Source organism: Pseudomonas sp. FP603, assembly GCF_030687415.1.
Classification (GTDB): Bacteria; Pseudomonadota; Gammaproteobacteria; order Pseudomonadales; family Pseudomonadaceae; genus Aquipseudomonas; species Aquipseudomonas wuhanensis.
The window spans coordinates 4,941,161-4,965,938 of sequence record NZ_CP117431.1; the positions used below are offsets into that span (position 1 = coordinate 4,941,161).

Genomic DNA, 24,778 nt, shown 5'->3' on the forward strand with positions numbered 1-24,778 from the left:
TCCCATGCAACTGCTGACCTTACCGCCCTCACCCGCGTTGGCCACCTCGATCCGCGCTACGGCACAGGTGTTCGAAGACCCGAAATCCCAGGCCCTGCTCGCGCACTTGCAGCAGGTCGCGCCGAGTGAGGCCAGCGTGCTGATCATCGGCGAAACCGGCACCGGCAAGGAGCTGGTGGCGCGGCACATCCACAACCTCAGCGCCCGGCGCAACCGGCCGTTCGTGGCGGTGAATTGCGGCGCATTCTCCGAATCGTTGGTGGAGGCCGAGCTGTTCGGCCATGAAAAAGGTGCCTTCACTGGCGCGCTGAGTGCCAAGGCCGGCTGGTTCGAAGAGGCCGATGGCGGCACCTTGTTCCTCGACGAAATCGGTGATCTGCCGATGGCGATTCAGGTGAAATTGCTGCGGGTGTTGCAGGAGCGCGAAGTGGTGCGGCTGGGTTCGCGCAAGAGCATTCCGATCGATGTGCGCGTGCTGGCGGCGACCAACGTGCAACTGGAGAAAGCCATCAACGCCGGGCACTTTCGCGAGGACCTGTATTACCGCCTCGACGTGGTCAGTCTGGAACTGAGTCCATTGCGCGAGCGCCCCGGCGACATCCTGCCGCTGACCCGGCATTTCGTCGAAGCCTACAGCCAGCGCCTGGGTTACGGCAGCATCACCATCAGCAAAGAGGCCGAACACAAACTGCGCAGCTACGGCTGGCCGGGCAACATCCGCGAACTGGAAAACGTCATTCACCACACGCTGTTGATCTGCCGCAATGGTGTGATCGAGCGCGATGACTTGCGCTTGTCGAACATGCGCATCGAGCGTCAGGACGACCACCACGCCAACGTCGACGACTCACCGGAAGCCTTGCTCGATCGGGCCTTTCAAAAGCTCTTCGAGGAACAGGCCGGCGCGCTGCACGAGAAAGTCGAAGATGCGCTGTTGCGGGCAGCCTATCGCTTCAGCCATTACAACCAGGTGCACACCGCTGCCCTGCTGGGGCTGAGCCGCAACGTAACCCGCACTCGGCTGATCAAGATCGGCGAATTGGCGGTGAATAAACGCCGACCCACGGAGAACCTGCAGGGTGAGCGATTGATGCAGTTGTCGATCTAGCCGATCAGCGTGCAGTGCAATGCGTTGTCGTGGCTAAGCGCCAGGCTATGCAGCACCTGAAATGAGCCGAAGGTGACGGTTTTCGCCCGATGGGCGCGAATCAGCTGCCAGAAATCCTGCTCGCCGCTTTCGAAGCTCTGAAAGGCAGCTTCTCCGGCTTCGCGGGATTGCCATTGCAGGTAGTTGAGCACCCGCCGGCCATCGTCGCTGGCCTGGATGTTGGCACTCAAGAAACCTGGGTAGCCTTGGGCCAGACGTTCAGTGTGCGCCGACAGTGCCGACACCAGCGCGGCCTGCTGACGGGGTTCGATCTCGAATTCGATCAGTTGGGTGAAGCTGCGATTTTTCTCTGGCGCGTGCATGAATAGTCCCCACTCACTGTAAGCCGGATCTTGCGATCCGAAGGCCTGCAGGGTAAAACCTCGAGCTAACTAGAGGTCAAGGGGCATCTTTTAAATGATCACCTCGCAAAACCTGCATAAAGAGCTGACCGTCGGCCAAGTGGCCGCCCGCAGTGGTGTGGCGGTCACGGCGCTGCATTTCTATGAATCCAAAGGCCTGATCAAAAGCAATCGCAATCAAGGCAATCAGCGGCGTTATCCGCGGGAAGTGTTGCGCCGAGTGGCGCTGATCAAAGTGGCCCAGCGCCTGGGGATTCCGCTCGCGGAGATCGGCGAGGCGTTGAAATCCCTGCCGGACAACCGTGCGCCGACAGCAGCAGACTGGAAGGTGTTGTCGGCGCAGTGGAGCCGGGATCTGGATGAGCGGATCAATCAGCTGACCCTGCTGCGGGACAAGCTCAATGGGTGTATCGGGTGTGGATGTTTGTCGATGGAGGCGTGTCCGCTGCGTAACTTTGGTGATGTGTTGGGGGAGCGTGGGCCGGGGGCGCAGTTGCTGTCATGATCGCTGAACAGTGGCACTGCTGCTCGTCGGGCACTCGGTTGCGGGGAAGGGGCTGACCTATAGTATTTCGACCGAAAATCGGCGAAGGAACACCTTAACCCCATAACAAAAGGAGAACCGTCATGAGCGTAAAACCTATTCCAGAGGGTTATCACAGCATCACTCCTTATCTGGGCATTCAGAAAGCTGCCGAAGCTATCGACTTCTACAAGAAAGCCTTTGGCGCCACCGAAGTCATGCGCCTGTCCATGCCCGATGGCGGCATCGGGCATGCCGAACTGCGTATCGGCGACTGCCCGATCATGCTGGGCACACCCTGCGACCAGGGTCCATTGAGCAACCCGGACAACTCGCCGTCAGTCGGGCTGCATCTGTATGTGAACGATGTAGACAAGTCCTTTAAACAGGCAATCGATGCCGGTGCCACGCAGGTGTCCGAGGTCAAGGATCAGTTTTATGGCGACCGTTCGGGGACTTTGAAGGACCCTTATGGGCATCTGTGGTTTTTGTCCACGCGTAAAGAGGATCTGACTCAGGAGCAGATTGAACAGCGGGCGAAGGAGATGTTTAAGCAGGGTTGAGATCTTCAGTGCCTGATCCGGCCTCATCGCGGGCAAGCCCGCTCCCACAGGGATCTCTGTTGTTCACAGATAATGTGTTCAACACACAAATCCTGTGGGAGCGGGCTTGCCCGCGATGGGCATAGGTATCTACACATCTCTAAAGTCTTCGGCTGGCCACCCAGCCGATGGCCTCTTTAGCAAAACCCGCCAGTTCCTGGGGCGTGTATTGCTCCAATGTCTCGCACATGGCCAAAAGCATGTATAAACCGGCCAGCAGCGCGGAAGCCGTCACCGGCTGCGAGCGCTTCATCTGTCGACCAGACAGACGGACCAAAAAATCCCGTGTTTGCTCAGCAAACTCCCCCTTAGCCCGCATCAGACGCCAACTGACAGCACATGCCTGACTGGCGATCAACAGCCGTTTGAACACCGCTTCACCGCTCTCTTGCTGCCAGTTTTCCAGCTGATGCCCACCCCCTTTAAGCAGTTTGAAGTAGGACTCGATACGCCAGCGCCAGTAATACCAGAGCGCCAATCGTTCATCTGCGACCTCTTGCTCAAGGTTGCTCAGCAAATACCATTCGGCCAGCAGGTGACCATCGGCTCCCAGTATTCGGCTCACGACGAGCCGGGCCGGCAACGGCTCACCAGACTTGCGCAGCGTCTTGCGGTCGGCCCTGTCTTTGGTGAAAGGCTGGGCTTGGCGAGTCAGCACGACGGCGGTTTCTCCCACCCATTGAATGGCCGGTTTTCCTTTGTAGTCCACCTTGCGAGTTTTGCGGTAGGTCATCTCGCGAGCAATTTGACTCAGGGCCCTCGATTGACCTGCATGACTGGCCGTGGAACCGGCCTTGACTCGCACCAGCCATTGCCGACCTTCGGCCTGCCATTGCCTCAGGTGAGCGACCGAATCAGCCTCTCGATCCACGATATGGACAAGCGGCTTGGCAAAATTCTGCTGTTCCAGCCAAGTGATACGTTGTGTCAGTTCATGCAGATGCTTCTCAGGGGCCAGCACTTCTTCGGCTCGCGTGCTGAGCACGCCGTCCCTGGTCGCTAGATTCTGAGCAGGAGTACAGATCGGTGCACCGTCACGATCCGTGACGAGCAGGCTGCTTTGCAGCTCGTAACCGATGTCGCCCCGGTGGGTCATTTGCAGGCGATCAGCCTTGCTGTGGTGGTGCATGTAATTGAGCCGAGACCAATCATGCATGACCAGCGCGTAATCATCGCAGTCATCTCGACAACCCTCGTGGGCTAACGCCAGCAGCGGTTTAACCAGGTCAACGGGCCGAACCCGGTCATTGCTCAAAAATCGCCAAAGGGCTTGCGTCTGTGCAAAAGCCTTGTCGCTTCGCGGCAAGGCTTTCATCCCGGCGGCCAGCGCCGGTAGTCCATTACTGTGTCCCATGACTAACTCGTCGTATCGTTTTGTCAGTCGGGCATCTAGCCCGGTCATTTGATATCCATGCCGTCCCTTTATAGACCAGGATCGGGAGATGTGTAGATACCTATGCCGCGATGGGGCCATCACATTCAACATCAATGCTGACTGCTCCCACTCAGGGCAGAAACACGAAACATTTACTTTCATATCCCCTTTCGGGATTTTCGATGCTCATACGTCTTATTTAGATGCAGTCGGTCGCGCAGGCAAAAGCCACGGCCGGACTTTTCATGGACCGCAACGCTGGGAAGCCCGCAGCAGTGGTCCTCTCATCGAAACAAGACCGTTAATCATGTCGAAGAAATCCCGTTCAAAACTCTGGTTTCTGGTCCATAGCTGGCTGGCGCTGCCCATCTGGTTCTTTGTATTGATCGTCTGTGTGACCGGCACGCTGGCGGTGGTCAGTCAGGAAATCATCTGGCTGGCCAACCCGCAAATGCGTGCCAGCCCGCCTTCGGACGATGCGCCGCGGCTCAACTATGACGAGATCATTGCCGCCATCAAAAAGGCCGAGCCCCAGACGCTGGTCGAGGGCATCAGTCGCCCCGACGAGTCGCATTTCGCCCTCGACGTGGACGTCAGTTACCCGGACGGACGCTCGGTGACAGTGTATGTGAACCCCTACAGCGGGGTGATCCAGGGCACCGCTCCACCATTCAACTTCAAGGCATTCACCCGCGCACTGCATGGCTGGTGGCTAGTGCCGTTCACCAACGGCTACAGCTGGGGCTGGTATCTGGTGTCGTTTCTCGCGCTACCGATGCTGGCGTCGCTGGTGACCGGGCTGGTGGTCTACAAACGGTTCTGGAAAGGCTTCTTCCGACCGACCCTGCGCATTCGCCATGGCGCGCGGATTTTCTGGGGCGACTTTCACCGGCTCAGCGGCATCTGGTCGATCTGGTTCATCGCGGTGATCTCAATCACCGGTGTCTGGTTCCTGATCAAGGCGATTCTGTTCGACAACCAGATTTCGATTACCACAGAACCGGTGGTGTCGGTCGTCTCGCGCGAAAGCGTGCCGTTGACCAGCACCGGCAAACCGGCTCCGATGATCAGTCTGGAACAGGCCATCAAGGTCGCTCAGGAGCAAATCCCCGGACTTGACGCCAGTTTTGTCACCCTGCCGAGCAACGCCTACAGCCACCTCTCAGTGGGCGGTCGAAGCTGGTATCCGCTGATGTTCCAGACGGCCGAGGTCAACCCGTACAACGGCGATATTGCCAGCACGCGGTTGCTGACCGATCGCACCGGCCTGGAGTTCGTGACCGAGTCGATGCGTCCATTGCACACCGGTGATTTTGGCGGGATCTGGATCAAGCTGATCTGGTTTTTCTTCGGTTTGCTGCTGAGCATGATGGTGCTCAGCGGGTTGCTGATCTGGACCAAACGCACCGCCCTGGCCACCGCCAATGCGTTCAAGCGCAGCAACAAGGCCCCGCGCCCGGTGTCGAGACCGCAAACGGTCATGAACCAACAGACTCCGGAGGGCAACCTGTGAGCAAGACGATCACTGCACCGCAGCCTTCCCGGGCGAGCCTGCTCTGGCGCAAATGGCGCTTTCACATCAACATTTTCTTGCTGCTGATCCCTCTGGGCTTCATGCCCAAATACTTTGCCGACGCCTCGCTGTTTCGCGGCGACAGCGGACTGGGAGAACGGGAGATCGGCGAAATCCAGGTCGGCCCCTGGAGCCTGCAACTGGCCGAACTGCGCAACGAAGCGCCGCGGCTGACCGGCCCCGCCGGCTACATGAAAGGCTTTAACGCAGCGCTGTGCGAGCGCTGTCGCGATCAGGTCAAGGCGACTTACCTGCGCATCGGCAAACCTCGCAGCCTGCGCGCGGCCGGGGCGATTTTCTTCGGTACGCCGTACCGCATGGGCGCGATGCTGCTAGTGCCTGAGAAGACCAAAGCCGATGCCGAACTGTGGATCACCATGGAAGGCTGGGACGGTGCCATGCATCAAGCATCCATCCCCCTGAGCCAGGCGTCCCCGGCCACCCTCGCATGGCTGAACAAACAAGGAGGCAAACCATGATCAACGCTTTTCGCCCCGTTCTATTGATGTGCTGCGCAGCCTTCAGCACCAGCGCCCTGGCCCATAACCCGATGTGCGAATGCAAGGCCATCGACGCCGAACAGATTCAATGCACCGGCGGTTTTTCCGACGGCAGCGGCGCACCAGGTGTAACCCTGGACGTAATCGGCTACGACGAAACCATCCTGGTGCCTGGCAAGCTCGGCAGCGATTCGACCCTGACGTTCAAGAAGCCCGGCGCTGAGTTCTACGTGCTGTTCGACGCCGGTCCCGGCCATGTCGTCGAGATCGACCAAGCCGACATCGAGGCGCCCTGAACGTGAGTATGACGTCGCCCACCACCCAAGTTGTTCGCCCGGCCGGTGCCGGCCACGAAACCCTCTATGTATTGCTGTTGTGCCTGATGATCCTGGCGGTTGCCGGCTCGGTGGTCGCCTGGCGTGGTGAGGCTCAGGAAGTGAGCATCGTGGGCAGCCATCAGCTGGACGCCCGTCGTGATCTGAGCGCATCCGAGCAAGGTATCTACGCCGACCTGCGGGTCACGCTGGATGAAATTCATCTGTTGCGTCAGGAACAGCAAGCGTTGCCCACACCCACCACCCTCGCCGATGAAGGCTTTGCGCCGTTTGCCCAGGACGCCAGTTCTGTCAGCCGCGGCGGCCATGCGTGGCAGTTGCTGGACGCCAAGGCGTACTTCGGCCAGAGCCAGACCCCAACCGTCGCCGGCTCGTTTTTGATGCGTTTGACCGCTGAAGACGACTCCGCGCCAGACATCTGGCTCAACCGCGGCAGCGCCCTCCCCGTCCCGAACGATCTCACCGACGCGGCGCTCAACGGCGCCGGCTGGCAGCAGATCGTCGCGCAATTCGATGCTGGGGTCACCCGCCAGCATCGGCATTGAATCCTCGCCTTCACCCGAGAGAAGACCGCTTTCCCATGCCCAGTTCATCTCAACGTCATTGCTTTTTTCGCCTGCTGCTGGTCGGCCTGTTTGCCTGTTTGCTGACACCTTTGGCCAGTGCCGATGAAGCCAAGCGCCTGCGCATCGGCATCACCTTGCATCCTTATTACAGTTACGTGGCCAACATCGTTGGTGACAAGGCCGAAGTGGTGCCGCTGATCCCGGCCGGTTTCAACCCTCATGCCTACGAACCTCGGGCCGAGGACATCAAACGCATCGGCGGGCTGGACGTGGTCGTGCTCAACGGCGTGGGCCATGACGACTTCGCCGACCGCATGATCGCCGCCAGCGAAACCCCGAACATCAAGGTGATCGAAGCCAACGAAAACGTGCCCCTGCTGGCCGCCACCGGCGTCGCTGCCCGGGGTGCCGGCAAGGTGGTCAATCCGCACACATTCCTGTCGATCAGCGCTTCCATTGCCCAGGTCAACAACATCGCCCGGGAACTGGGCAAGCTCGACCCGACCAACGCCAAAACCTACACCCAGAACGCCCGCGCCTACGGCAAACGCCTGCGGCAGATGCGCGCCGACGCCCTGGCAAAACTGACCCAGGCGCCGAACGCCGAGTTGCGCGTGGCCACCGTCCATGCCGCCTACGACTATTTGCTGCGCGAGTTTGGCCTGGAAGTGACCGCCGTGGTCGAGCCGGCCCACGGCATCGAACCGAGCCCCAGCCAGCTGAAAAAGACCATCGATCAACTGCGGGAGCTGGACGTGAAAGTGATCTTCTCGGAGGTGGATTTCCCATCCACCTACGTCGAGACCATCCAGCGTGAATCCGGGGTGAAGCTGTACCCGCTGTCGCACATTTCCTATGGCGAATACACCGCCGACAAGTACGAAAAAGAAATGACCGGCAACCTCAACACTGTCGTCCGGGCGATTCAGGAGTCAGGCGCATGACGGCTAAAGAAACCATCACTGAATCCCCTGTGGTTTCGGGGCCGACGCTGGATTTCGCCGAAGTCAGCCTGACGCTGGGCCGGACAACGATCCTCGACAAGGTGAGCTTTCAAGTCCAGCCCGGCAGCGTGCATGCACTGGTCGGCCCCAACGGTGGCGGCAAGAGTTCGCTGATCAAGACCCTGCTGGGGCAAATGCCGCATCAAGGCCGCCTCAGCCTGCAATGGCCTGGCGATCCGGGGACCATCGGCTACGTGCCTCAGGCCCTGGAATTCGATCGCGGTTTACCGATGACTGTCGATGACTTCATGGCCGCCATGTGCCAGCGGCGCCCGGCGTTCCTCGGGTTGAGCAAACATTACGCGGTGGCCATCGGCGAAGCGCTGGAACGGGTCGGTATGCAGGACAAACGCAAGCGGCGTATGGGCGCGTTGTCCGGCGGTGAGCGCCAGCGCGTTTTGTTGGCCCAAGGACTGATTCCGGCGCCACAGTTGCTGGTGCTCGACGAACCGATGTCGGCCCTCGATGAGGCCGGCATTCAGGTGTTCGAACGGCTACTGGGCGACTGGCGCCAAAGCGGCATTACCGTGCTGTGGATCGAGCATGATCTGGAAGCGGTCGGGCGACTGGCGGACCGGGTCACCGGGCTCAATCGCCGGGTGCTGTTCGATGCCACGCCGAAACAGGCACTGACCCCGGAGCGACTGCTGACCCTGTTCTCGACCCATCCCCGGAGCGCTGCCTGATGAGTTACGAAGCCTTTCGTTTGATGGTCCAGGGTTGGGCCTCGTCCGGTTACCTGCCAGAAGCGCTGGCTTATGGATTTGTGGTCAACGCGCTGCTCGCCGGGCTGTTGATCGGCCCGGTATTGGGCGGCTTGGGTACGCTGGTGGTGGTCAAGCGTTTCGCGTTTTTCTCCGAAGCCGTGGGCCACGCGGCGCTGACCGGTGTGGCCATCGGCATTCTGCTCGGTGAACCCTACACCGGGCCTTATGGCAGCCTGTTCGGTTACTGCCTGCTGTTCGGCATTCTGCTCAACTATCTGCGTAATCGCACGGGGCTGGCGCCGGACACGTTGATCGGTGTGTTCCTTTCCGTGTCGTTGGCCTTGGGCGCCAGCCTGTTGTTGATTCTGGCGGGCAAGATCAACGTGCACATTCTGGAAAACGTGCTGTTCGGTTCGGTGCTGACGGTCAACGGCAACGACCTGCTGGTGTTGGCCATCGTCGGTTCGCTGGTGATGGCGCTGGCCCTGCCGTTGTACAACCGCATCATGCTCGCCAGTTTCAACCCGCAACTGGCGGCGGTACGCGGTGTGGCGGTGAAGACCCTGGATTACTTGTTCGTGATCCTGGTAACCCTGATCACGGTGGCGGCAGTGAAAGTCATCGGCGCGATTCTGGTCGGTGCCCTGTTGGTGATTCCAGCGGCGGCCGCGCGCTTGCTCAGCCAGTCGCTGAAGGGTTTCTTCTGGTGTTCGGTGCTGATCGCCACGGTGAGCACGCTGTGCGGAATTCTCGCGCCGATTGTCTTTGACCTGCCTATCCCGTCCGGTGCCGCGATCATTCTGGTGGCCGGTATCGCCTTCGCTCTGGCCGCGATTGCTCGCGGCATCGTTCCAAGTCTGAAAGGGAACCTCGGATAAATGTCTTCTTCTCTGCGTCAATTAACCCTGGCGGTGACCTTGTGTGGGCCTGCCTCGTTCAACGCATTCGCCACCGACGCCTTCGAACCGATGCGCCTGGTGGCCAATCACGGTGTGGGTAACACCGCGCTCTTCGCCTCGACTTCAACTCACAAAGTGCTGGTTCTGGCGGCGTTGCCTGTGACCTACGGTCTGGGTGCCCTGCTACTGGAGGGCACCGATATCAGCCTTGAGCGCGCCGCGCCGGCCAATCTGCCCGGCAGCCGACAGACCGCTTATTTCACCGGTCGAGGCGCTCCGGCGCTCAGTAAGCTGGCAATCGATGCCGATGCGGTCATCGGCCTGCGCTCGCTATGGCCGGACGATCCGCTGTACCCGAACGCCCGCCGCAGCAATATCCGCATCATTGAAATCGACGCCGCCCGCCCGGTGGACGGCGCCCTGCCTGGCATCGCCGTGCAGCCTGGCAGCAAGGTCGATGGCTTGAACAGTCAGCCTTGGTTGGCCAGCAACAACATGGGCCGGATGGCGGATGTCATGGCGGCAGACCTGGTGCGCCTGGCGCCAGCGGCCAAGCCTAAGATCGACGCCAATCTGGCAGCGCTCAAACAACGCTTGCTCAAGCTCAGCGCCGACAGCGAGTCACGACTGGCCAGTGCCGACAACCTGAGTGTGATGAGCTTGAGCGATCATTTCGGTTACCTGATCGGCGGCCTCAACCTGGAGCTGATCGGCCTCGATGCACGGCCGGATGCCGAGTGGACACCTGAGGCGCTCAAGCAATTGGGCGCAACGCTCAAGGACAATGACGTAGCGGTGGTGCTGCATCATCGCCAGCCGTCGGACGCGGTGAAAGCGCTGATTGCCGAGGCTGGCAGTCGGTTGGTGGTGTTAACTGTCGATGCGGCAGATCCAGTGGCCGAATTGGAAGGGAATGTGGATTTGGTGATCAAGGGGTTGAGCGGGGTGTAACGTCAGTTGAACCGTGTAATCGTTCATCGCGGGCAAGCCCGCTCCCACAGGGATTTGTGGTGTTCACTCTATTTATGCAACAACACCAATCCACTGTGGGAGCGGGCTTGCCCGCGATGACGGTCTGACAGGCGACATAAACCTCCAGGCCTGAAAAAGCCCGCTGACCGTCACCGGTCAGCGGGCTTTCGTTCCCAAGCTCTGCGTGGGAATGCAGCCAGAGACGCTCCGCGTCTCACTTGACAGCTCAGTGAGCCACGGCCGCCTGCTCTTCCATTTTCTGGCGCAGGCTCAGCGGACGCATGTCGGTCCAGACCTCTTCGATGTAGGCCAGGCATTCCTTTTTCAGGCCACTCTTGCCCACGGTGCGCCAGCCTTGTGGCACGGCTTTGTAGTCGGGCCAGATCGAGTATTGCTCTTCGTGGTTGACCACGACCTGAAAGAGGATGTCCTCGCGGTCGAATACTGACGTCATGCTGTCTCTCCATCGCTGTAGGGTGGGCTGCACGCCGTGCGCAGCCGTTATGTAGAAGGAACGTTCAAGGCCTCAAAAAATTTAGAGGCTGGCGGTGGCGGCGGCCATGGCTCTGCCGAAAATCTCGGCCACCCGATCGATTTCTGTGGCAGTGATCACCAGCGGCGGCAGGAAACGCACGACACCGCCGTGACGCCCGCCCAGCTCAAGGATCAACCCACGCTTGAGGCATTCGCGCTGCACCAGCGGCGCCAGACGAGCGAATATCGGTGGATGGCCCTGAGCGTCCGGCGCGCCGGTCGGGTCGACCAGTTCGACGCCCAGCATCAAGCCGCGTCCGCGAATGTCGCCCAGTTGCGGGAAGTCCCGTTGCAGGATGTGCAAGTGTTCACTCAAGCGTTCGCCCATGACGGCGGCATGCTCGCAAACCTTGTGCTCTGTCAGGTAGCGCATCACTGCAGAGCCTGCGGCCATGGCCATCTGATTACCGCGGAAAGTCCCGGCATGGGCGCCCGGCAGCCAGGTGTCGAGCCAGTCGCGATAGACCACCACCGCCAGCGGCAGGCTGCCGCCGATGGCTTTGGACATTACCACCACGTCCGGAATGATCCCGGCGTGCTCGAAGGCGAACATCTTGCCGGTGCGGGCAAAACCGCTCTGGATTTCATCGACGATCAGCGCTACGCCGGCCTTTTCGGTGATGCGTCGCAAGCCGCGCAGCCAATCGAGATCAGCCGGAATCACCCCGCCCTCGCCCTGCACCGCTTCGACGATCACCGCAGCAGGCAGTTGCACGCCGGCCTCTGGATCATTCAGCAGGTTTTCCAGGTAATTCAGATTGACCTGCACCCCCTGCGCGCCGCCGAGCCCGAACGGGCAACGGTAATCGTAGGGATACGGCATGAACTGCACGCCACTACTGAGCAAGGCACCCAACGGCTTTTTCGGCCCCAGACTGCCCATCAGGCTCAGCGCGCCCTGGCTCATGCCGTGGTAACCGCCCTGGAACGACAAAACCGTGCTGCGCCCGGTGGCGGTGCGCACCAGTTTCAGAGCGGCTTCCACCGCATCGGTACCGGTGGGGCCACAGAACTGGATCTTCGCTTCAGCGGCCAATGCCTGTGGCAGCAAACCGAACAGGTCCTGAACAAACTGATCCTTGACCGGCGTGGTCAGGTCAAGTGTGTGCAGCGGCAGTTCATCGGTCAGTACTTGCTGGATCGCTTCGATCACCACCGGATGGTTGTGCCCCAGGGCCAGCGTCCCCGCACCGGCCAGGCAATCGATGAAACAGCGGCCTTCGACGTCCTCGACATAAATGCCCTTGGCACGCTTGAGTGCCAGGGGAATACGCCGCGGGTAGCTGCGAGCATTCGACTCCTGCCGGCTCTGACGGGCCAGCAGCGGCGATTCGTTGAACTGATAAAGCGTCTCGGCAGGCGCCGAGACGATCCGGGCCGGCTGATCTTCGATAAGGCTGGTAGCGACTGACATCTCTCGATCCCTCAATACGCTGTTGATAGTGACCAAAACTGCACACCGGGCAGGTGCGCGTTCCGGTCACGGGGCGCACTTGCAGGTTTTCCTGTTCTGGAAACGCATCAGGACCTCAAGGATTTAGACCCTCGATCAGCTTTCTATGAAGGTGGCGACAGCGCCTTGTGCATGGGAATGGCATGGAGTCCCGCCACGGTGAAAGTTTCAGCGCAAGCCCGGTAACCCAGACGGTGGTAAAACGCCTCGCCGGTACGGGTGCTATTGAGCCGCGCCTGAGGCAAACCCAGAGCGATCAACCACGTCTCGAGGTCCTGCATCAGCGCTTGTCCGGCGCCTCGACGAAACCATTCCGGTTGCACATAACAGAACGCGACTTTGCCGCTGATCGCCGCCAAGGCGGCGCCGATCGGTTTGTCCTGCAACAGGGCGATGTTCAGGTACAACCGTGGGTCGGTCAGCCAGGGCTGCACGTGTTCGATGGTTTTGTTGTGAGTCCAGGTGGCGACGGTTCGCGGATCGTTGCGGTGGTCGAGCGCGCAGCCGACGCGAATGGAACGCTCGACGATCCGGCTGATGATGCCGGCATCGGCGGGCGTTGCCTTGCAGATGTGTATCGATGCATCCATGGCGCTGTTACCTCAATCCATTGAGTCAAAGCTGCCGGGGACGATAACGCCGAGGGGACCGGATGGCTAATGGCGAGACGTTACATTTGGTGTGCAACACAGAACAAATGTGGGAGTGGGCTTGCTCGTGAAGAAGCCCACAAAGTCACCGACTATCTAACGGCCCCACGCAATTGCCCCACCAACCCTTGCAATGTCGCCGGCTCAGCCACTTCAACGGCCACCGCCGGGCCCGCCACCAGGGTCACCCGCGACCACAGCCTGCGAAACACGCCCTTGTCCGGATCACGGCTGAAGAAACTCCCCCACAACCCCTGCAACGCCAGCGGAATTACCGGCACCGGCGTTTCTTCGAGAATCCGCGTCAGCCCGCCCTTGAATTCATTGATCTCGCCATCGGCGGTCAACTTGCCTTCAGGGAAAATGCACACCAGTTCGCCGTCCTTCAGGTATTGGGCGATGCGGGTGAAGGCTTTTTCGTAGATTTGAATGTCTTCCTGACGCCCGGCAATCGGAATCGTCCCCGCCGTGCGAAAGATGAAGTTCAGGACCGGCAGGTTGTAGATTTTGTAGTACATCACAAAGCGAATCGGCCGACGCACTGCGCCGCCAATCAGCAAGGCATCGACGAACGACACATGGTTGCAAACCAGCAATGCTGCGCCTTCATCGGGAATCAGCTCCAGATTGCGATGCTCGACACGGTACATGGAATGGCCGAGCAGCCAGATCATGAAGCGCATGCTGAACTCGGGGACGATTTTGAAGATATAAGCGTTAACGCCGATGTTCAGCAGCGACACCACCAGGAACAGCTGCGGGATCGACAGCTTGGCGAGGCTCAGCAAGACGATCGACACAATCGCCGAGACCACCATGAACAGGGCGTTAAGAATGTTGTTGGCGGCGATCACCCGCGCACGCTCGTTCTCGACAGTACGCGACTGGATCAGCGCATACAGCGGCACGATGTAGAAACCGCCGAAGACACCAAGCCCAAGGATGTCGATCAACACCAGCCAGGCGTAACCGAACCCAAGGACTTCGATCCAGCCATGGCCATCAACACTGTCCGGTATCCCGCCGGAATGCCACCACAGCAACAGGCCAAACACCGTCAGACCGAACGAGCCAAACGGCACCAGACCGATCTCGACTTTGCGCCCGGAAAGTTTTTCGCAGAGCATCGACCCCAGTGCGATCCCGACTGAGAACACCGTAAGAATCAGCGTCACCACGGTCTCGTCGCCGTGCATCCATTCCTTGGCATACGCCGGGATTTGCGTCAAATAAATCGCCCCGACAAACCAGAACCATGAGTTGCCGACAATCGAGCGTGATACCGCGGGGGTTTGCCCCAAGCCCAGCCTCAACGTGGCCCAGGACTGACTGAAGATGTTCCAGTTCAAACGCATTTCCGGCGATGCCGCCGCGGCCCGGGGAATGTTGCGGCTGGCCAGGTAACCGAGCACCGCGATACCGATGATTGCTGTCGATACCACCGGCGCGTAGTTGCTGATGGACATCATGATCCCGGCACCAATCGTCCCGGCGAGAATCGCCAGGAAGGTGCCCATTTCCACCAGACCATTGCCGCCCACCAGTTCCTCTTCGCGCAAGGCCTGCGGCAGGATCGAGTACTTCACCGGCCCGAACAGCGCCGAGTGGGTGCCCATGGCAAACAACGCGACCAGCATCAGTGACAGGTGATCGAACATGAAACCGACCGCACCCACCGCCATGATGACGATTTCGCCGAGCTTGATCAGACGGATCAGTGCGTCCTTGGCGAACTTTTCCCCGAATTGCCCGGCCAGGGCCGAGAACAGGAAGAACGGCAGGATAAACAGCAACGCACACAGGTTGACCCAGATCGAACGGTCACCCTCGATGGTCAGCTTGTACAAAATGGCGAGGATCAGCGACTGCTTGAAGATGTTGTCATTAAAGGCCCCAAGGGACTGCGTGACAAAAAAAGGCAGGAAGCGCCGAGTACGAAGCAAGGTGAACTGTGAGGGGTGGCTCATCTTCCATGTGTCCCTGATGTTGGGTAAAGAGTGGCGTGAATACTGTTATTGGAATGTCGATCGTCGATCCAGGCCACAGATTACCTAATCTTTACAGGTTATTTCTTTAATCCTGCAATGCACGGCGAAACGAACAACTCACCCCGCCACGCGCCTTGCACCGTACGGTTGGCGACAATCAGCCACATCACCGCCAGCAACGCGACCAACACGCAACCAAAGGCACTGAAAAACATCAGGTTCAAGGTGCTGGCCAGTTTCAGCGTAGCCAGGGAGTAGACACCCAGCGGGAAAGTGAAGCCCCACCAGCCGAGGTTGAACGGGATACCAGCGCGCAAATAACGCACGGTGATCAACAACGCCACCAGCATCCACCAGAGCCCGAAGCCCCACAGCGTAATGCCAGCCACCAAGCCAAGCCCTGCGGCAATCTCGCCGATACCCGGCAGACCATTGGCGGCAAAGATCGCTGGCGCGTCGGCGCCCAACAGCAACATGCCCAGCGCACCCGTGCCAATCGGCCCCAGGGCCAGCCAGCTCGAAGCAGCCATATTTTCATGGGGCAATTTATGCAACGCCATGCGCAACAACAGGATAGTCAGAATGCTGAACGCTACCGGTAGGGAAAACGCCCAGAGCACGTAGCTAGTCACCAACCCCACCAGTTGCGAATGAACATCGGCCAGGTGCGGCGCCAGCAAGCCACCGCTGGCAGCCGCCACTTCCGCCGCCACCACTGGCAACAGCCAGACGGCGGTCATCTGGTCGATGCTGTGCTCTTGGCGGGTGAACATCATGTAGGGAATCAATACACCGCAGGCCAGCGACATCGCCACGTCCAGCCACCACAGCACTTCGGCGAGATGAATCACACCGTCGCCCCAGCGCCGCAAACCGAACAGCAGAAAGCCATTGATGATGGTCGCAAGGCCCATGGGGATGGTGCCGAAAAACATCGAAACCGTGGAATGACCGAAAATCCGCCGCGCCTCGTCGAAGAACATCACCCAACGCGCGGCATACAGGGCTGTGAACAAGACAAACAAGGCGATATTGAACAGCCACAGGCCTTCGGCAAACGCGTGCAGACCGGGACTCGACACCGGCAATTGCGCAAGCGCCAGCGCCAATACACCAGTGCCCATGGTCGCCGCGAACCAGTTGGGGGTGAATTGGCGGATGGCCTCTCGTGGATGCTGCAAATGACTGAGCGGTTTGATACCGGGTTTAACGCTATGGGTGCAGGTCATGGTGAACTCCTGTCCTCTGGTGAGGTGGGAGCTCATGGTAGATCTGAATCGAATATCGATATAACGGGTAATATCTCTAACTGTTATCTGTTTTGCAGATAAGTCATCACACGCTGCCTTCCGTCTCGATCACCAATATCCTCGCCACACCTCGCGGATGAGCCACATGCTCAGTACCCACTGACGCATAAAAAATATCGCCAACCTCAAGCAGCGTTTCCTTCTCCAGGCCTGCTTCGCGATAACGCATCTGCACTTGGCCATCGAGCACCACGAACACTTCCTGGCCATCGTTGATGTGCCATTTGTAAGGCTGATCGGTCCAGTGCAAACGGGTGGTGATGCCGTTCATGTTAGCGATATCCAGCGCCGCCCAGGCGCGGTCACCGGTGAAGGATTTGCTGCGGATGATCTTCATGGGGCGGTCCGTCGAAATGAATGGCGGTGCCAAGGCTAACGGTCATCGAACATCGACGCCACAGACTTTGACGGACTGTATGGGTTGATCGATATTGCATTGAATCAGTGGGGCCGCCTTCGCAAGCAAGCCCGCTCCCACACTGGATTGAGGATGCCCAGATATTTTGTGTTTACTGACGATCGAGTGTGGGAGCGGGCTCGCTCGCGAAGAGGCCCCCAAACACACCAAAAATCGAACTGACTCCCAACCTGCGACACCCCACCACGCCACGACCTTGGTCGACACTGACTAACTCAAGCGGTCATGCGAGACTGTCCTGACCGGGTGGAGTCCCGGATGTCTTTTGTCTGGAGTTCCCATGTCGCTGTCCATCGGGCTGATTGCCACCGTCGCCCTGGCCTATATGGCCATCCTGTTCGCTATCGCCTTTTACGGTGACCGGCGCAGCGCGCCGTTGCCGCCACGGGTGCGTGCCTGGGTGTACAGCTTGTCGCTGGCCGTTTATTGCACCAGTTGGACATTCTTTGGCGCCGTGGGCCAGGCGGCAGAACAACTCTGGTCATTCCTGCCGATCTACCTCGGACCGATCCTGCTGCTGGTGTGCGCGCCGTGGGTCCTGCAAAAAATGGTGATGATCAGCAAGCAGGAAAACATCACTTCCATCGCCGACTTCATCGCCGCCCGCTATGGCAAATCCCAGTCGCTGGCGGTGGTGGTGGCGCTGATCTGTCTGGTCGGCGTATTGCCCTACATCGCCTTGCAGCTCAAGGGCATCGTGCTGGGCGTGAACCTGCTGATCGGCGCCGGCGCTGACGCCATGGGCACACGCGCGCAGGACACGGCGCTGATCGTGTCGCTGGTGCTGGCGCTGTTCACCATCGTTTTCGGTACCCGCAACCTCGATGCCACGGAACACCACCGCGGCATGGTGATGGCGATTGCCTTTGAATCGCTGGTCAAGCTGTTCGCTTTTCTCGCGGTCGGCGCGTTCGTGACCTATGGCCTGTACGACGGTTTTGACGACCTGTTCGACCAGGCCATGCTCGCTCCGCGCCTCGAAGCGTACTGGAAAGAAACCATCAACTGGCCGTCCATGGTGGTGCAAACCGGCGTGGCGATGATGGCGATCATCTGCCTGCCCCGGCAGTTCCATGTGACCGTGGTGGAAAACATCGACCCCCAGGACCTGCGTTTGGCCAAGTGGGTATTCCCGGCCTATCTGGCGCTGGCGGCGTTGTTTGTCGTGCCGATCGCACTGGCCGGTCAGATGTTGCTGCCCAGTTCGGTGCTGCCGGACTCATTCGTCATCAGCCTGCCCCTGGCTCAATCTCACCCTGCCTTGGCGATGCTGGCGTTTATTGGTGGCGCTTCGGCGGCGACCGGTATGGTGATCGTGGCCAGCGTGGCGCTGTCGACCATGCTCTCCAACGACCTGTTGCTGCCCTGGTTGCTGCGGCGCAACAACGCCGAGCGGCCATTCGAAGTGTTCCGCCAGTGGATGCTGTCGGTGCGCCGGGTGAGCATCGTGGTCATTCTGCTATTGGCCTACGTCAGCTATCGCCTGCTGGGCTCCACCGCAAGCCTGGCGACCATCGGCCAGATCGCCTTCGCCGCCGTCACCCAACTGGCCCCGGCCATGCTTGGCGCACTGTACTGGAAACAGGCTAACCGTCGTGGGGTGTTCGCAGGGCTGGCCGCAGGCACGTTCCTCTGGTTCTACACGTTGGTATTGCCGATCGCCGCCAAGAGTCTCGGCTTGCCCCTGAGCAGTTTTCCGGGCCTGGCATGGCTGCAAGGCAATCCGTTGAACCTGCCGATCACCCCGCTGACTCAAGGCGTGGTGCTGTCCCTGGCGGGCAACTTCACCTTGTTCGCCTGGGTCTCGCTACTGTCACGCACGCGGGTTTCGGAGCACTGGCAGGCCGGCCGCTTCATTGGCCAGGAAATCAGCGCCCGCCCGAGCGCCCGCTCGATGCTGGCGGTACAGATCAACGACTTGCAGCAACTGGCCGCCCGTTTTGTCGGCGAAGAGCGGGCTCGTCAGAGTTTCCTCCGTTTCGCCTACCGTCAGGGCAAGGGCTTCAACCCGAACCAGAACGCGGACGGTGAATGGATCGCCCATACCGAACGCTTGCTGGCCGGTGTACTCGGCGCATCTTCAACCCGGGCGGTGGTAAAAGCCGCCATCGAAGGTCGGGAAATGCAACTCGAGGATGTCGTGCGGATCGCCGACGAAACCTCGGAAGTGCTGCAGTTCAACCGCGCCCTGTTGCAAGGCGCCATCGAAAACATCACCCAGGGCATCAGTGTGGTCGACCAGTCGTTGAAACTGGTGGCCTGGAACCGGCGCTACCTTGAGTTATTCAACTACCCCGACGGTTTGATCAGCGTTGGCCGACCGATTGCCGACATCATTCGCTACAACGCCGAGCGCGGCCTGTGCGGCCCCGGCGAAGCGGAAGTGCACGTCGCCCGCCGCCTGCACTGGATGCGTCAGGGCCGCGCCCATACCTCCGAGCGATTGTTTCCCAATGGTCGAGTGATCGAGCTGATCGGTAACCCGATGCCCGGCGGCGGTTTCGTCATGAGCTTCACCGACATCACCGCGTTCCGCGAGGCCGAGCAGGCGCTGACCGAAGCGAACGAAGGCCTCGAACAACGGGTCACCGAACGGACCCACGAGCTGTCGCAACTCAATATTGCCCTGACCGAAGCCAAGGGCACTGCCGAATCGGCCAACCAATCCAAAACCCGTTTCCTGGCCGCCGTCAGCCATGACTTGATGCAACCGCTGAATGCTGCGCGGCTGTTCTCTGCCGCCCTCTCCCACCAGGAAGAAAACTTATCCAGTGAAGCCCGGAAACTGGTTCATCACCTGGACAGTTCGCTGCGCTCGGCCGAGGACCTGATCAGCGATCTGTTGGACATTTCCCGCCTGGAAAACGGCAAGATCAACCCTGATCGCAAGCCCTTCGAGCTCAATGATTTATTCCATACGCTGGGCGCCGAGTTCAAGGCCCTGGCTCAAGAACAGGGATTGAAATTTCGCGTCAGGGGCAGTGCGTTACGGGTCGACAGCGACATCAAACTGCTGCGACGGATCCTGCAGAACTTCCTGACCAATGCCTTCCGCTACGCCAAAGGCCCGGTGCTGCTCGGCGTTCGGCGGCGCAAGGGTGAGCTGTGTCTGGAGGTCTGGGACCGTGGACCGGGCATTCCGGAAGACAAACTGCAGGTGATTTTCGAAGAGTTCAAACGCCTCGACAGCCACCAGACCCGGGCCGAGAAAGGTTTGGGCCTGGGACTGGCGATTGCCGATGGGCTGTGTCGCGTGCTGGGTCACACCCTGCGCGTGCGTTCCTGGCCGGGTCGCGGCAGCGTGTTCAGTGTCAGCGTACCGCTGGCTCGGGCACAAACCGCGACGCCGGCCAAGGTTGCCGAACTCAATGGCCATTTGCTCAGCGGCGCGCAGGTGCTGTGTATCGATAACGAAGACAGCATCCTCATCGGCATGAACAGTTTGCTCACCCGCTGGGGTTGCCAGGTCTGGACCGCGCGCAACCGTGAGGAATGCGCGACGCTGCTCGGCGACGGAGTGCGTCCGCAATTGGCGCTGGTGGATTACCACCTGGACGATGGCGAGACCGGGACCGAATTGATGGCATGGTTGCGCACGCAACTGGGTGAGCCGGTGCCAGGGGTGGTGATCAGTGCCGATGGACGACCGGAGACGGTGGCCCAGGTGCATGCAGCGGGTCTGGATTATTTGGCCAAACCGGTGAAACCGGCGGCGTTGCGGGCGTTGTTGAGTCGGCATTTGCCGTTGTAATAAATGCGTCTGGCTAGCCCAGAACCTGTGGCGAGGGAGCTTGCTCCCGCCAGACTGCGAAGCAGTCGCAAAACACGCAACGCGGATTGCTTTACGGGAAACGGGGGGCTGCTGCGCAGCCCAACGGGAGCAAGCTCCCTCGCCACAGCAAGCCCCCTCGCCACAAATGTCATCGAACACCAGAAGCTTATTCGGGCAGTTCGGCCAAGCCATCGACATCCGTCATCGCCCGCTCCAGCAAGTCCGCCGGCAAGCTCTTGCTGGCTCGCGCGCCCAGCAACTTGAGCTGCTCGCTGCGACTGACCAGGTTGCCGCGGCCTTCAGTCAGCTTATTACGTGCAGAGCTGTAGGCTTTGTCCAGTTGCTGCAGGCGATTGCCGACCTCATCCAGATCCTGAATGAACAACACGAACTTGTCGTACAGCCAACCGGCGCGCTCGGCGATTTCCCGGGCGTTCTGACTCTGGCGCTCCTGCTTCCACAGGCTGTCGATAACCCGCAAAGTGGCCAGCAACGTGGTCGGGCTGACGATCACGATATTGCGGTCGAAAGCCTCCTGAAACAGCGTCGGCTCAGCCTGCAACGCCGCAGAAAACGCCGCTTCGATCGGAACGAAAAGCAGAACGAAATCCAGGCTGTGCAAGCCGTCGAGCCGCTTGTAGTCCTTGCCGGCCAGGCCTTTGACGTGATTGCGCAGGGACAGTACATGTTGTTTGATGGCGATCTGGCCGATGCCGTCGTCCTCAGCCGCCACATACTGCTGATAAGCCGTGAGGCTGACCTTGGAATCGACCACGACCTGCTTGTCACCGGGCAGGTAAATAATCACATCCGGCTGGAAACGCTCACCATCCGGCCCCTTGAGATTGACCTGGGTCTGGTACTCACGGCCCTTCTCCAGACCCGCGTGTTCAAGCACCCGCTCGAGAATCAGTTCGCCCCAGTTGCCTTGGGTTTTCTGCCCTTTCAAGGCCCGCGTCAGGTTGGTGGCTTCGTCGCTCAGACGCAGGTTCAGTTGTTGCAACCGTTCCAGCTCCTTGGCCAAGGAAAAGCGCTCGCGGGCTTCGGCCTGATAGCTTTCCTCGACGCGTTTTTCGAACGACTGGATACGTTCCTTCAATGGATCGAGCAGTTGCCCCAAGCGCTGCTGACTGGTTTCGGCAAAACGCTGCTCACGCTCGTCGAAGATCTTGCCCGCCAACTCGGCGAATTGCGCGCGCAACTCGTCCCGCGAGCCTTGAAGGTCGTTGAGGCGCTGCTGATGGCTTTCCTGCTGCTCACGCAGCTCGGCGTTAAGGGAAGCGGCCTGAGCGTCGAGGCGACGCAACTCAGCCTCTTTGCCGGCGCGTTCGATGTTCCAGGCGTGGGCCGCGTCGCGGGCGTCGTCGCGTTCGATCTGGAGCAGTTCGACTTCACGACGCACGGCGGCCAGATCGGCCTGTTTGGCGGCGTTGGCCTGGCTCAGGTCTGCGATTTCATCACGGCAAGTGTCGAGCTGCGCATTCAAGCCATCCTGCGTCAGCTGGGCGATGGCAAGGCGCTCTTCCAGTATTGCCAGCTCGGCCTGCCCCGAACTTGCCCGACGCTGAAGCTGCCAGGCCAGTACCAGTAACGGCAATGCAGCGCCCGCCAGACCCAGCAATACGCTGGTCAAGTCCATCGCCATAGCCACTCCTGCCGATTAGATAAAGCGTGAAGGTTAACCAAGGCGTCAGGTCTTGGACAGCTCAGTCTTCGGTCAGGCCGAGTTCCCGTTGCGCGCGTCGGTCGCCCGCACGCGCGGCCTGACGCAACAACTCCTGGCCAATGCGGCGATCCCGGGCGTTACCGCATTCGCGGCACATCAGCTGGCCGAGACGGCTTTGCGCAGCCACGACGCCTTCACGGGCAGGCTGCTTGAGCAAGCGTCCGGCGAAGTGTTTGACGTTGGAGTTTTCGCCCAGGCGCGGGCTGTCCAGTAGCCACTCGGCCACGCGCATCGAAAAGCGCTTGGGTGGGGAAACACTGGGGGGGGTTGGGGTAACAGAGACTGATACTGAGCGAAACTTCATAAAGCACTGTGGGGCAGATCGGAAGGCGCGCCACTCTACTCTTTTTTTCGCACAGGTAAAGTTGAAAAAAGCCTGCACGCCCGTCCTAGAGCAAGCGCTTGGGACAATCCACAGAAGCTGTGGATAACTCAGTGGACAACCGCCTTTGAACTCGCGCAAAGCCGTGTGGGATGGGGCTCGCAGTCAAACTGACGATTTTTTCACCAGTAAAAAAAAGCGATGTTTTTCATTGACTTAAATTTTCATTACAGGCACCCACTTCCATTGAGACGTGGATGACAGTGGGATGACAGTTCGCGCAACTTATGTGCACAAGTACCTGTGAGGCGGTTATATCGATGCGCTTTTTCGGCGCGTTTTTAGGTAAGGCCAGGGGATAAACCCGGGCAACCCGCGCTACAGATAGATCCTGGGTCGATCGTCCTCTCGGATCAACGGTCGGGCTCTGGGCCATTACGGGGCGCAGGCTCTGCCGGTGGCTCTTCTGACCGTTGAGTGGGGACTGGTCGGCAGACACTCCAACGATCTTATTTGCGAACAAGCTTCCCTTTGACAATCCAATCCGTTAGTATCCGCGGCGTTAGTACCAAGCTGAAAGTCAATTCTGGTCGAACAAATCCCCGGTCAGCCTTCCCTAAGAGAAGCCTCCACCGACAAAACGGGATCGACCACCTCGATGGTTTCCAGGTAAATCTTGCGCCAACACAGCCTTTGAATCGAAAGCAAAGGGTGTTGCCAAGCTCACTTACTCTGACCGAACCAGCCTGCAAATTGATCAGGATCTTCACCCCGGGCCCAGAACCTTTGCCCTTGATGTGTTGCCTGCCCTCCTAAGTACCTACCTGCCAGCCCAAGCGCGCCAATTTATCAGCGCTTCAAACTGGCTGCTTTGTTCCAGTCGGGTTCTTCGTTCGACCAATGGTGGTCGTCGTCACTGGAACGTTTTAACTTTGCACGGTTCTTATCCGTGTCGCTTGTAGGAACACCCATTATGTCTACTCAAATCCACACCCAGGATGCCATCCGCACCCTAACCAACGCTTTTGCTCCAATGAACTGCCTGATCATGGCCGCTCGCAAAGGCTGCTTCAGCTTCACTCTGGTCAACGAACACGGCATCGCTCGTCACAGCGAACGCCTGTACCCCGATCAATACTCCAGCGCAGAACCGCTGCAGGCTGTGATCGAGCGTACTCGCCAGGCACTGGTTGCCTGAGACGCCAGAAAGGCTGAAAACCTCAAAAGCCCTGCTGAAAAGCGGGGCTTTTTATTGCCCGATATTTCTCAATTCGTGGCCTACGGCTAAGCACCAACCGATATAACGGTTATAACTCGAAGCCGGAAATATTTTAAAAACAGGCCTTTACAGCAAAATAATGACACTACACTTCAACTCAAGCGGCTTGATCCGCTTCCGGCGAGCCTGAATCGATCCATTGCTGCCAAGGCCCCCTTCAGGTATCGCCGACCACTTCAGGTTTCGAGGGCTTTATGGGAATCGCTGCCAGCGAACTGTGTCGTTATGTGATCCGTCCGACGTTGATCTACCTCGGACGCCATAGCGCTACTGCCGAATCCCTGCTGCTGGGCATTGCCGCTAGTCAGTCAGCCCTTGGGTCAGCCTTGCACGACCGCCGTGGACACGGCCTGTACCGAATCGCCGAGCCTCGCCATCAAGCCCTATGGGATCACTATTTGGCCCTGGACCCGGATCGCGCAAGCCTGGTCCGAGGCTTGGCCAGCCAGCATGCTTTTCTCAGCGGACCGCACCTGGAATTGACCGTCAACCTGCGTTACGCCACCGCCATCGCCTGGCTGCTGGTAGAAGAACAGAACACTCCCCTCCCCGCCTCCGATGACCTGTTGGGAATGGCCCGAATCTGGCGCCAGACTTTCCAGCCCCAAGGTCGTCTGCGAGATTTCACCTACGCCTGGCAAACCTGTGTTTCATCGTTGAATCAGGTCGCCTGCTGACCCACCCGTTTCCGAAGATCGCACAACTTGTCGCGATTTTGGTCGGATTGTCCTACAAAACCGCTCTAAATCAAGCATTACAGC

General features: G+C 59.6%; 24 protein-coding genes. 14 read left to right on the top strand and 10 right to left on the bottom strand.

The features are described from left to right. Window positions 1–4: 4 nt before the first annotated feature. A complete protein-coding gene (locus tag PSH65_RS22770) occupies window positions 5–1,108 on the top strand; it encodes a sigma-54-dependent Fis family transcriptional regulator (RefSeq protein WP_305422496.1) in 1,104 nt (367 codons plus the stop codon). On the opposite strand, the gene PSH65_RS22775 is transcribed toward PSH65_RS22770, so the two are convergent. Next, window positions 1,105–1,470, bottom strand: coding sequence for an antibiotic biosynthesis monooxygenase (locus PSH65_RS22775; RefSeq protein ID WP_038982293.1), 366 nt, complete (start codon window positions 1,468–1,470; stop codon window positions 1,105–1,107). The genes PSH65_RS22770 and PSH65_RS22775 overlap by 4 nt on opposite strands. Window positions 1,471–1,564: 94 nt before the next feature. On the opposite strand from PSH65_RS22775, the gene soxR reads away from it, so the two are divergent. Continuing rightward, the gene (gene soxR, locus PSH65_RS22780) at window positions 1,565–2,014 is read left to right on the top strand and encodes a redox-sensitive transcriptional activator SoxR (RefSeq protein ID WP_305422497.1); all 450 of its coding nucleotides are present in this window, start codon (window positions 1,565–1,567) and stop codon (window positions 2,012–2,014) included. Between the two features lie 122 nt (window positions 2,015–2,136). Beyond that, entirely contained in the window at window positions 2,137–2,595 is a 459-nt protein-coding gene (locus PSH65_RS22785) for a VOC family protein (protein ID WP_305422498.1), read from the top strand. Between the two features lie 139 nt (window positions 2,596–2,734). Here PSH65_RS22785 and PSH65_RS22790 read toward each other — a convergent pair whose 3' ends face one another. Continuing rightward, entirely contained in the window at window positions 2,735–4,036 is a 1,302-nt protein-coding gene (locus PSH65_RS22790; protein WP_305422499.1) for a transposase, read from the bottom strand. 280 nt (window positions 4,037–4,316) lie between these two features. Between PSH65_RS22790 and PSH65_RS22795 the strand changes: the two genes are divergently transcribed. The 8 genes from PSH65_RS22795 to PSH65_RS22830 are packed head-to-tail and all read left to right on the top strand — an operon-like array spanning window position 4,317 to window position 10,544. Then, window positions 4,317–5,522, top strand: a complete 1,206-nt coding sequence (locus PSH65_RS22795; RefSeq protein ID WP_305422500.1) for a PepSY domain-containing protein — start codon at window positions 4,317–4,319, stop codon at window positions 5,520–5,522. Continuing rightward, on the top strand, window positions 5,519–6,061 hold the full coding sequence (locus PSH65_RS22800; protein ID WP_305422501.1) for a thiamine pyrophosphate-binding protein: 543 nt from the start codon (window positions 5,519–5,521) through the stop codon (window positions 6,059–6,061). The genes PSH65_RS22795 and PSH65_RS22800 overlap by 4 nt, the downstream gene beginning before the upstream one ends. After that, complete coding sequence (locus PSH65_RS22805) at window positions 6,058–6,378, top strand: hypothetical protein (RefSeq protein ID WP_305422502.1); 321 nt, start codon at window positions 6,058–6,060, stop codon at window positions 6,376–6,378. The genes PSH65_RS22800 and PSH65_RS22805 overlap by 4 nt, the downstream gene beginning before the upstream one ends. Before the next feature lie 8 nt (window positions 6,379–6,386). Continuing rightward, the gene (locus PSH65_RS22810) at window positions 6,387–6,962 is read left to right on the top strand and encodes a DUF6162 family protein (protein WP_305427037.1); all 576 of its coding nucleotides are present in this window, start codon (window positions 6,387–6,389) and stop codon (window positions 6,960–6,962) included. Between the two features lie 35 nt (window positions 6,963–6,997). After that, a complete protein-coding gene (locus PSH65_RS22815) occupies window positions 6,998–7,927 on the top strand; it encodes a metal ABC transporter substrate-binding protein (RefSeq protein ID WP_305422503.1) in 930 nt (309 codons plus the stop codon). Then, window positions 7,924–8,673, top strand: coding sequence for a metal ABC transporter ATP-binding protein (locus tag PSH65_RS22820; protein ID WP_305422504.1), 750 nt, complete (start codon window positions 7,924–7,926; stop codon window positions 8,671–8,673). The genes PSH65_RS22815 and PSH65_RS22820 overlap by 4 nt, the downstream gene beginning before the upstream one ends. Beyond that, window positions 8,673–9,572 carry a metal ABC transporter permease gene (locus PSH65_RS22825; RefSeq protein ID WP_007906536.1) on the top strand — a complete coding sequence of 300 codons (900 nt, stop codon included), beginning with the start codon at window positions 8,673–8,675 and terminating at the stop codon, window positions 9,570–9,572. The genes PSH65_RS22820 and PSH65_RS22825 overlap by 1 nt, the downstream gene beginning before the upstream one ends. Further along, a complete protein-coding gene (locus PSH65_RS22830) occupies window positions 9,573–10,544 on the top strand; it encodes a metal ABC transporter solute-binding protein, Zn/Mn family (RefSeq protein ID WP_305422505.1) in 972 nt (323 codons plus the stop codon). It abuts the gene before it with no gap. Between the two features lie 247 nt (window positions 10,545–10,791). Here PSH65_RS22830 and PSH65_RS22835 read toward each other — a convergent pair whose 3' ends face one another. From PSH65_RS22835 to PSH65_RS22860, 6 genes are all read right to left on the bottom strand, one after another. After that, window positions 10,792–11,019 (bottom strand): MbtH family protein, encoded by a 228-nt coding sequence (locus tag PSH65_RS22835; protein WP_007934245.1) that lies wholly within the window; start codon window positions 11,017–11,019, stop codon window positions 10,792–10,794. Window positions 11,020–11,100: 81 nt separating this feature from the next. Next, entirely contained in the window at window positions 11,101–12,513 is a 1,413-nt protein-coding gene (locus PSH65_RS22840; RefSeq protein WP_305422507.1) for an aspartate aminotransferase family protein, read from the bottom strand. A 143-nt stretch (window positions 12,514–12,656) separates the two neighbouring features. Beyond that, entirely contained in the window at window positions 12,657–13,142 is a 486-nt protein-coding gene (locus PSH65_RS22845; protein ID WP_305422509.1) for a GNAT family N-acetyltransferase, read from the bottom strand. 152 nt (window positions 13,143–13,294) lie between these two features. After that, window positions 13,295–15,169 (bottom strand): MFS transporter, encoded by a 1,875-nt coding sequence (locus PSH65_RS22850; protein ID WP_305422510.1) that lies wholly within the window; start codon window positions 15,167–15,169, stop codon window positions 13,295–13,297. 98 nt (window positions 15,170–15,267) lie between these two features. Next, a complete protein-coding gene (locus PSH65_RS22855) occupies window positions 15,268–16,419 on the bottom strand; it encodes a TDT family transporter (RefSeq protein WP_305422512.1) in 1,152 nt (383 codons plus the stop codon). Window positions 16,420–16,525: 106 nt separating this feature from the next. Then, window positions 16,526–16,837 carry a cupin gene (locus tag PSH65_RS22860; protein ID WP_305422514.1) on the bottom strand — a complete coding sequence of 104 codons (312 nt, stop codon included), beginning with the start codon at window positions 16,835–16,837 and terminating at the stop codon, window positions 16,526–16,528. A 361-nt stretch (window positions 16,838–17,198) separates the two neighbouring features. Between PSH65_RS22860 and PSH65_RS22865 the strand changes: the two genes are divergently transcribed. Continuing rightward, window positions 17,199–20,669, top strand: coding sequence for a PAS domain-containing hybrid sensor histidine kinase/response regulator (locus tag PSH65_RS22865; protein ID WP_305422516.1), 3,471 nt, complete (start codon window positions 17,199–17,201; stop codon window positions 20,667–20,669). A 187-nt stretch (window positions 20,670–20,856) separates the two neighbouring features. On the opposite strand, the gene rmuC is transcribed toward PSH65_RS22865, so the two are convergent. Together rmuC and PSH65_RS22875 are read right to left on the bottom strand one after the other, a co-directional pair. Next, window positions 20,857–22,221, bottom strand: a complete 1,365-nt coding sequence (rmuC, locus tag PSH65_RS22870; protein WP_305427038.1) for a DNA recombination protein RmuC — start codon at window positions 22,219–22,221, stop codon at window positions 20,857–20,859. A 175-nt stretch (window positions 22,222–22,396) separates the two neighbouring features. Beyond that, a complete protein-coding gene (locus tag PSH65_RS22875; RefSeq protein WP_305422517.1) occupies window positions 22,397–22,720 on the bottom strand; it encodes a sel1 repeat family protein in 324 nt (107 codons plus the stop codon). A 991-nt stretch (window positions 22,721–23,711) separates the two neighbouring features. On the opposite strand from PSH65_RS22875, the gene PSH65_RS22880 reads away from it, so the two are divergent. Together PSH65_RS22880 and PSH65_RS22885 are read left to right on the top strand one after the other, a co-directional pair. After that, window positions 23,712–23,936 carry a hypothetical protein gene (locus PSH65_RS22880; RefSeq protein ID WP_007898912.1) on the top strand — a complete coding sequence of 75 codons (225 nt, stop codon included), beginning with the start codon at window positions 23,712–23,714 and terminating at the stop codon, window positions 23,934–23,936. Between the two features lie 275 nt (window positions 23,937–24,211). Next, window positions 24,212–24,694: a hypothetical protein gene (locus tag PSH65_RS22885; RefSeq protein ID WP_038979731.1), complete on the top strand. Its 483-nt coding sequence runs from the start codon at window positions 24,212–24,214 to the stop codon at window positions 24,692–24,694. The last annotated feature ends 84 nt before the right edge of the window (window positions 24,695–24,778 follow it).

Coding starts and splice junctions, on each gene's coding strand:
- PSH65_RS22795 (WP_305422500.1), top strand. CDS start 4,317: ATGTCGAAGAAATCCCGTTCAAAACTCTGGTTTCTGGTCCATAGCTGG.
- soxR (WP_305422497.1), top strand. CDS start 1,565: ATGATCACCTCGCAAAACCTGCATAAAGAGCTGACCGTCGGCCAAGTG.
- PSH65_RS22815 (WP_305422503.1), top strand. CDS start 6,998: ATGCCCAGTTCATCTCAACGTCATTGCTTTTTTCGCCTGCTGCTGGTC.
- PSH65_RS22840 (WP_305422507.1), bottom strand. CDS start 12,513: ATGTCAGTCGCTACCAGCCTTATCGAAGATCAGCCGGCCCGGATCGTC.
- PSH65_RS22855 (WP_305422512.1), bottom strand. CDS start 16,419: ATGACCTGCACCCATAGCGTTAAACCCGGTATCAAACCGCTCAGTCAT.
- PSH65_RS22805 (WP_305422502.1), top strand. CDS start 6,058: ATGATCAACGCTTTTCGCCCCGTTCTATTGATGTGCTGCGCAGCCTTC.
- PSH65_RS22775 (WP_038982293.1), bottom strand. CDS start 1,470: ATGCACGCGCCAGAGAAAAATCGCAGCTTCACCCAACTGATCGAATTC.
- PSH65_RS22830 (WP_305422505.1), top strand. CDS start 9,573: ATGTCTTCTTCTCTGCGTCAATTAACCCTGGCGGTGACCTTGTGTGGG.
- PSH65_RS22850 (WP_305422510.1), bottom strand. CDS start 15,169: ATGAGCCACCCCTCACAGTTCACCTTGCTTCGTACTCGGCGCTTCCTG.
- PSH65_RS22845 (WP_305422509.1), bottom strand. CDS start 13,142: ATGGATGCATCGATACACATCTGCAAGGCAACGCCCGCCGATGCCGGC.
- PSH65_RS22880 (WP_007898912.1), top strand. CDS start 23,712: ATGTCTACTCAAATCCACACCCAGGATGCCATCCGCACCCTAACCAAC.
- PSH65_RS22860 (WP_305422514.1), bottom strand. CDS start 16,837: ATGAAGATCATCCGCAGCAAATCCTTCACCGGTGACCGCGCCTGGGCG.
- PSH65_RS22875 (WP_305422517.1), bottom strand. CDS start 22,720: ATGAAGTTTCGCTCAGTATCAGTCTCTGTTACCCCAACCCCCCCCAGT.
- PSH65_RS22825 (WP_007906536.1), top strand. CDS start 8,673: ATGAGTTACGAAGCCTTTCGTTTGATGGTCCAGGGTTGGGCCTCGTCC.
- PSH65_RS22770 (WP_305422496.1), top strand. CDS start 5: ATGCAACTGCTGACCTTACCGCCCTCACCCGCGTTGGCCACCTCGATC.
- PSH65_RS22885 (WP_038979731.1), top strand. CDS start 24,212: ATGGGAATCGCTGCCAGCGAACTGTGTCGTTATGTGATCCGTCCGACG.
- PSH65_RS22810 (WP_305427037.1), top strand. CDS start 6,387: ATGACGTCGCCCACCACCCAAGTTGTTCGCCCGGCCGGTGCCGGCCAC.
- PSH65_RS22835 (WP_007934245.1), bottom strand. CDS start 11,019: ATGACGTCAGTATTCGACCGCGAGGACATCCTCTTTCAGGTCGTGGTC.
- PSH65_RS22865 (WP_305422516.1), top strand. CDS start 17,199: ATGTCGCTGTCCATCGGGCTGATTGCCACCGTCGCCCTGGCCTATATG.
- PSH65_RS22790 (WP_305422499.1), bottom strand. CDS start 4,036: ATGACCGGGCTAGATGCCCGACTGACAAAACGATACGACGAGTTAGTC.
- PSH65_RS22785 (WP_305422498.1), top strand. CDS start 2,137: ATGAGCGTAAAACCTATTCCAGAGGGTTATCACAGCATCACTCCTTAT.
- PSH65_RS22820 (WP_305422504.1), top strand. CDS start 7,924: ATGACGGCTAAAGAAACCATCACTGAATCCCCTGTGGTTTCGGGGCCG.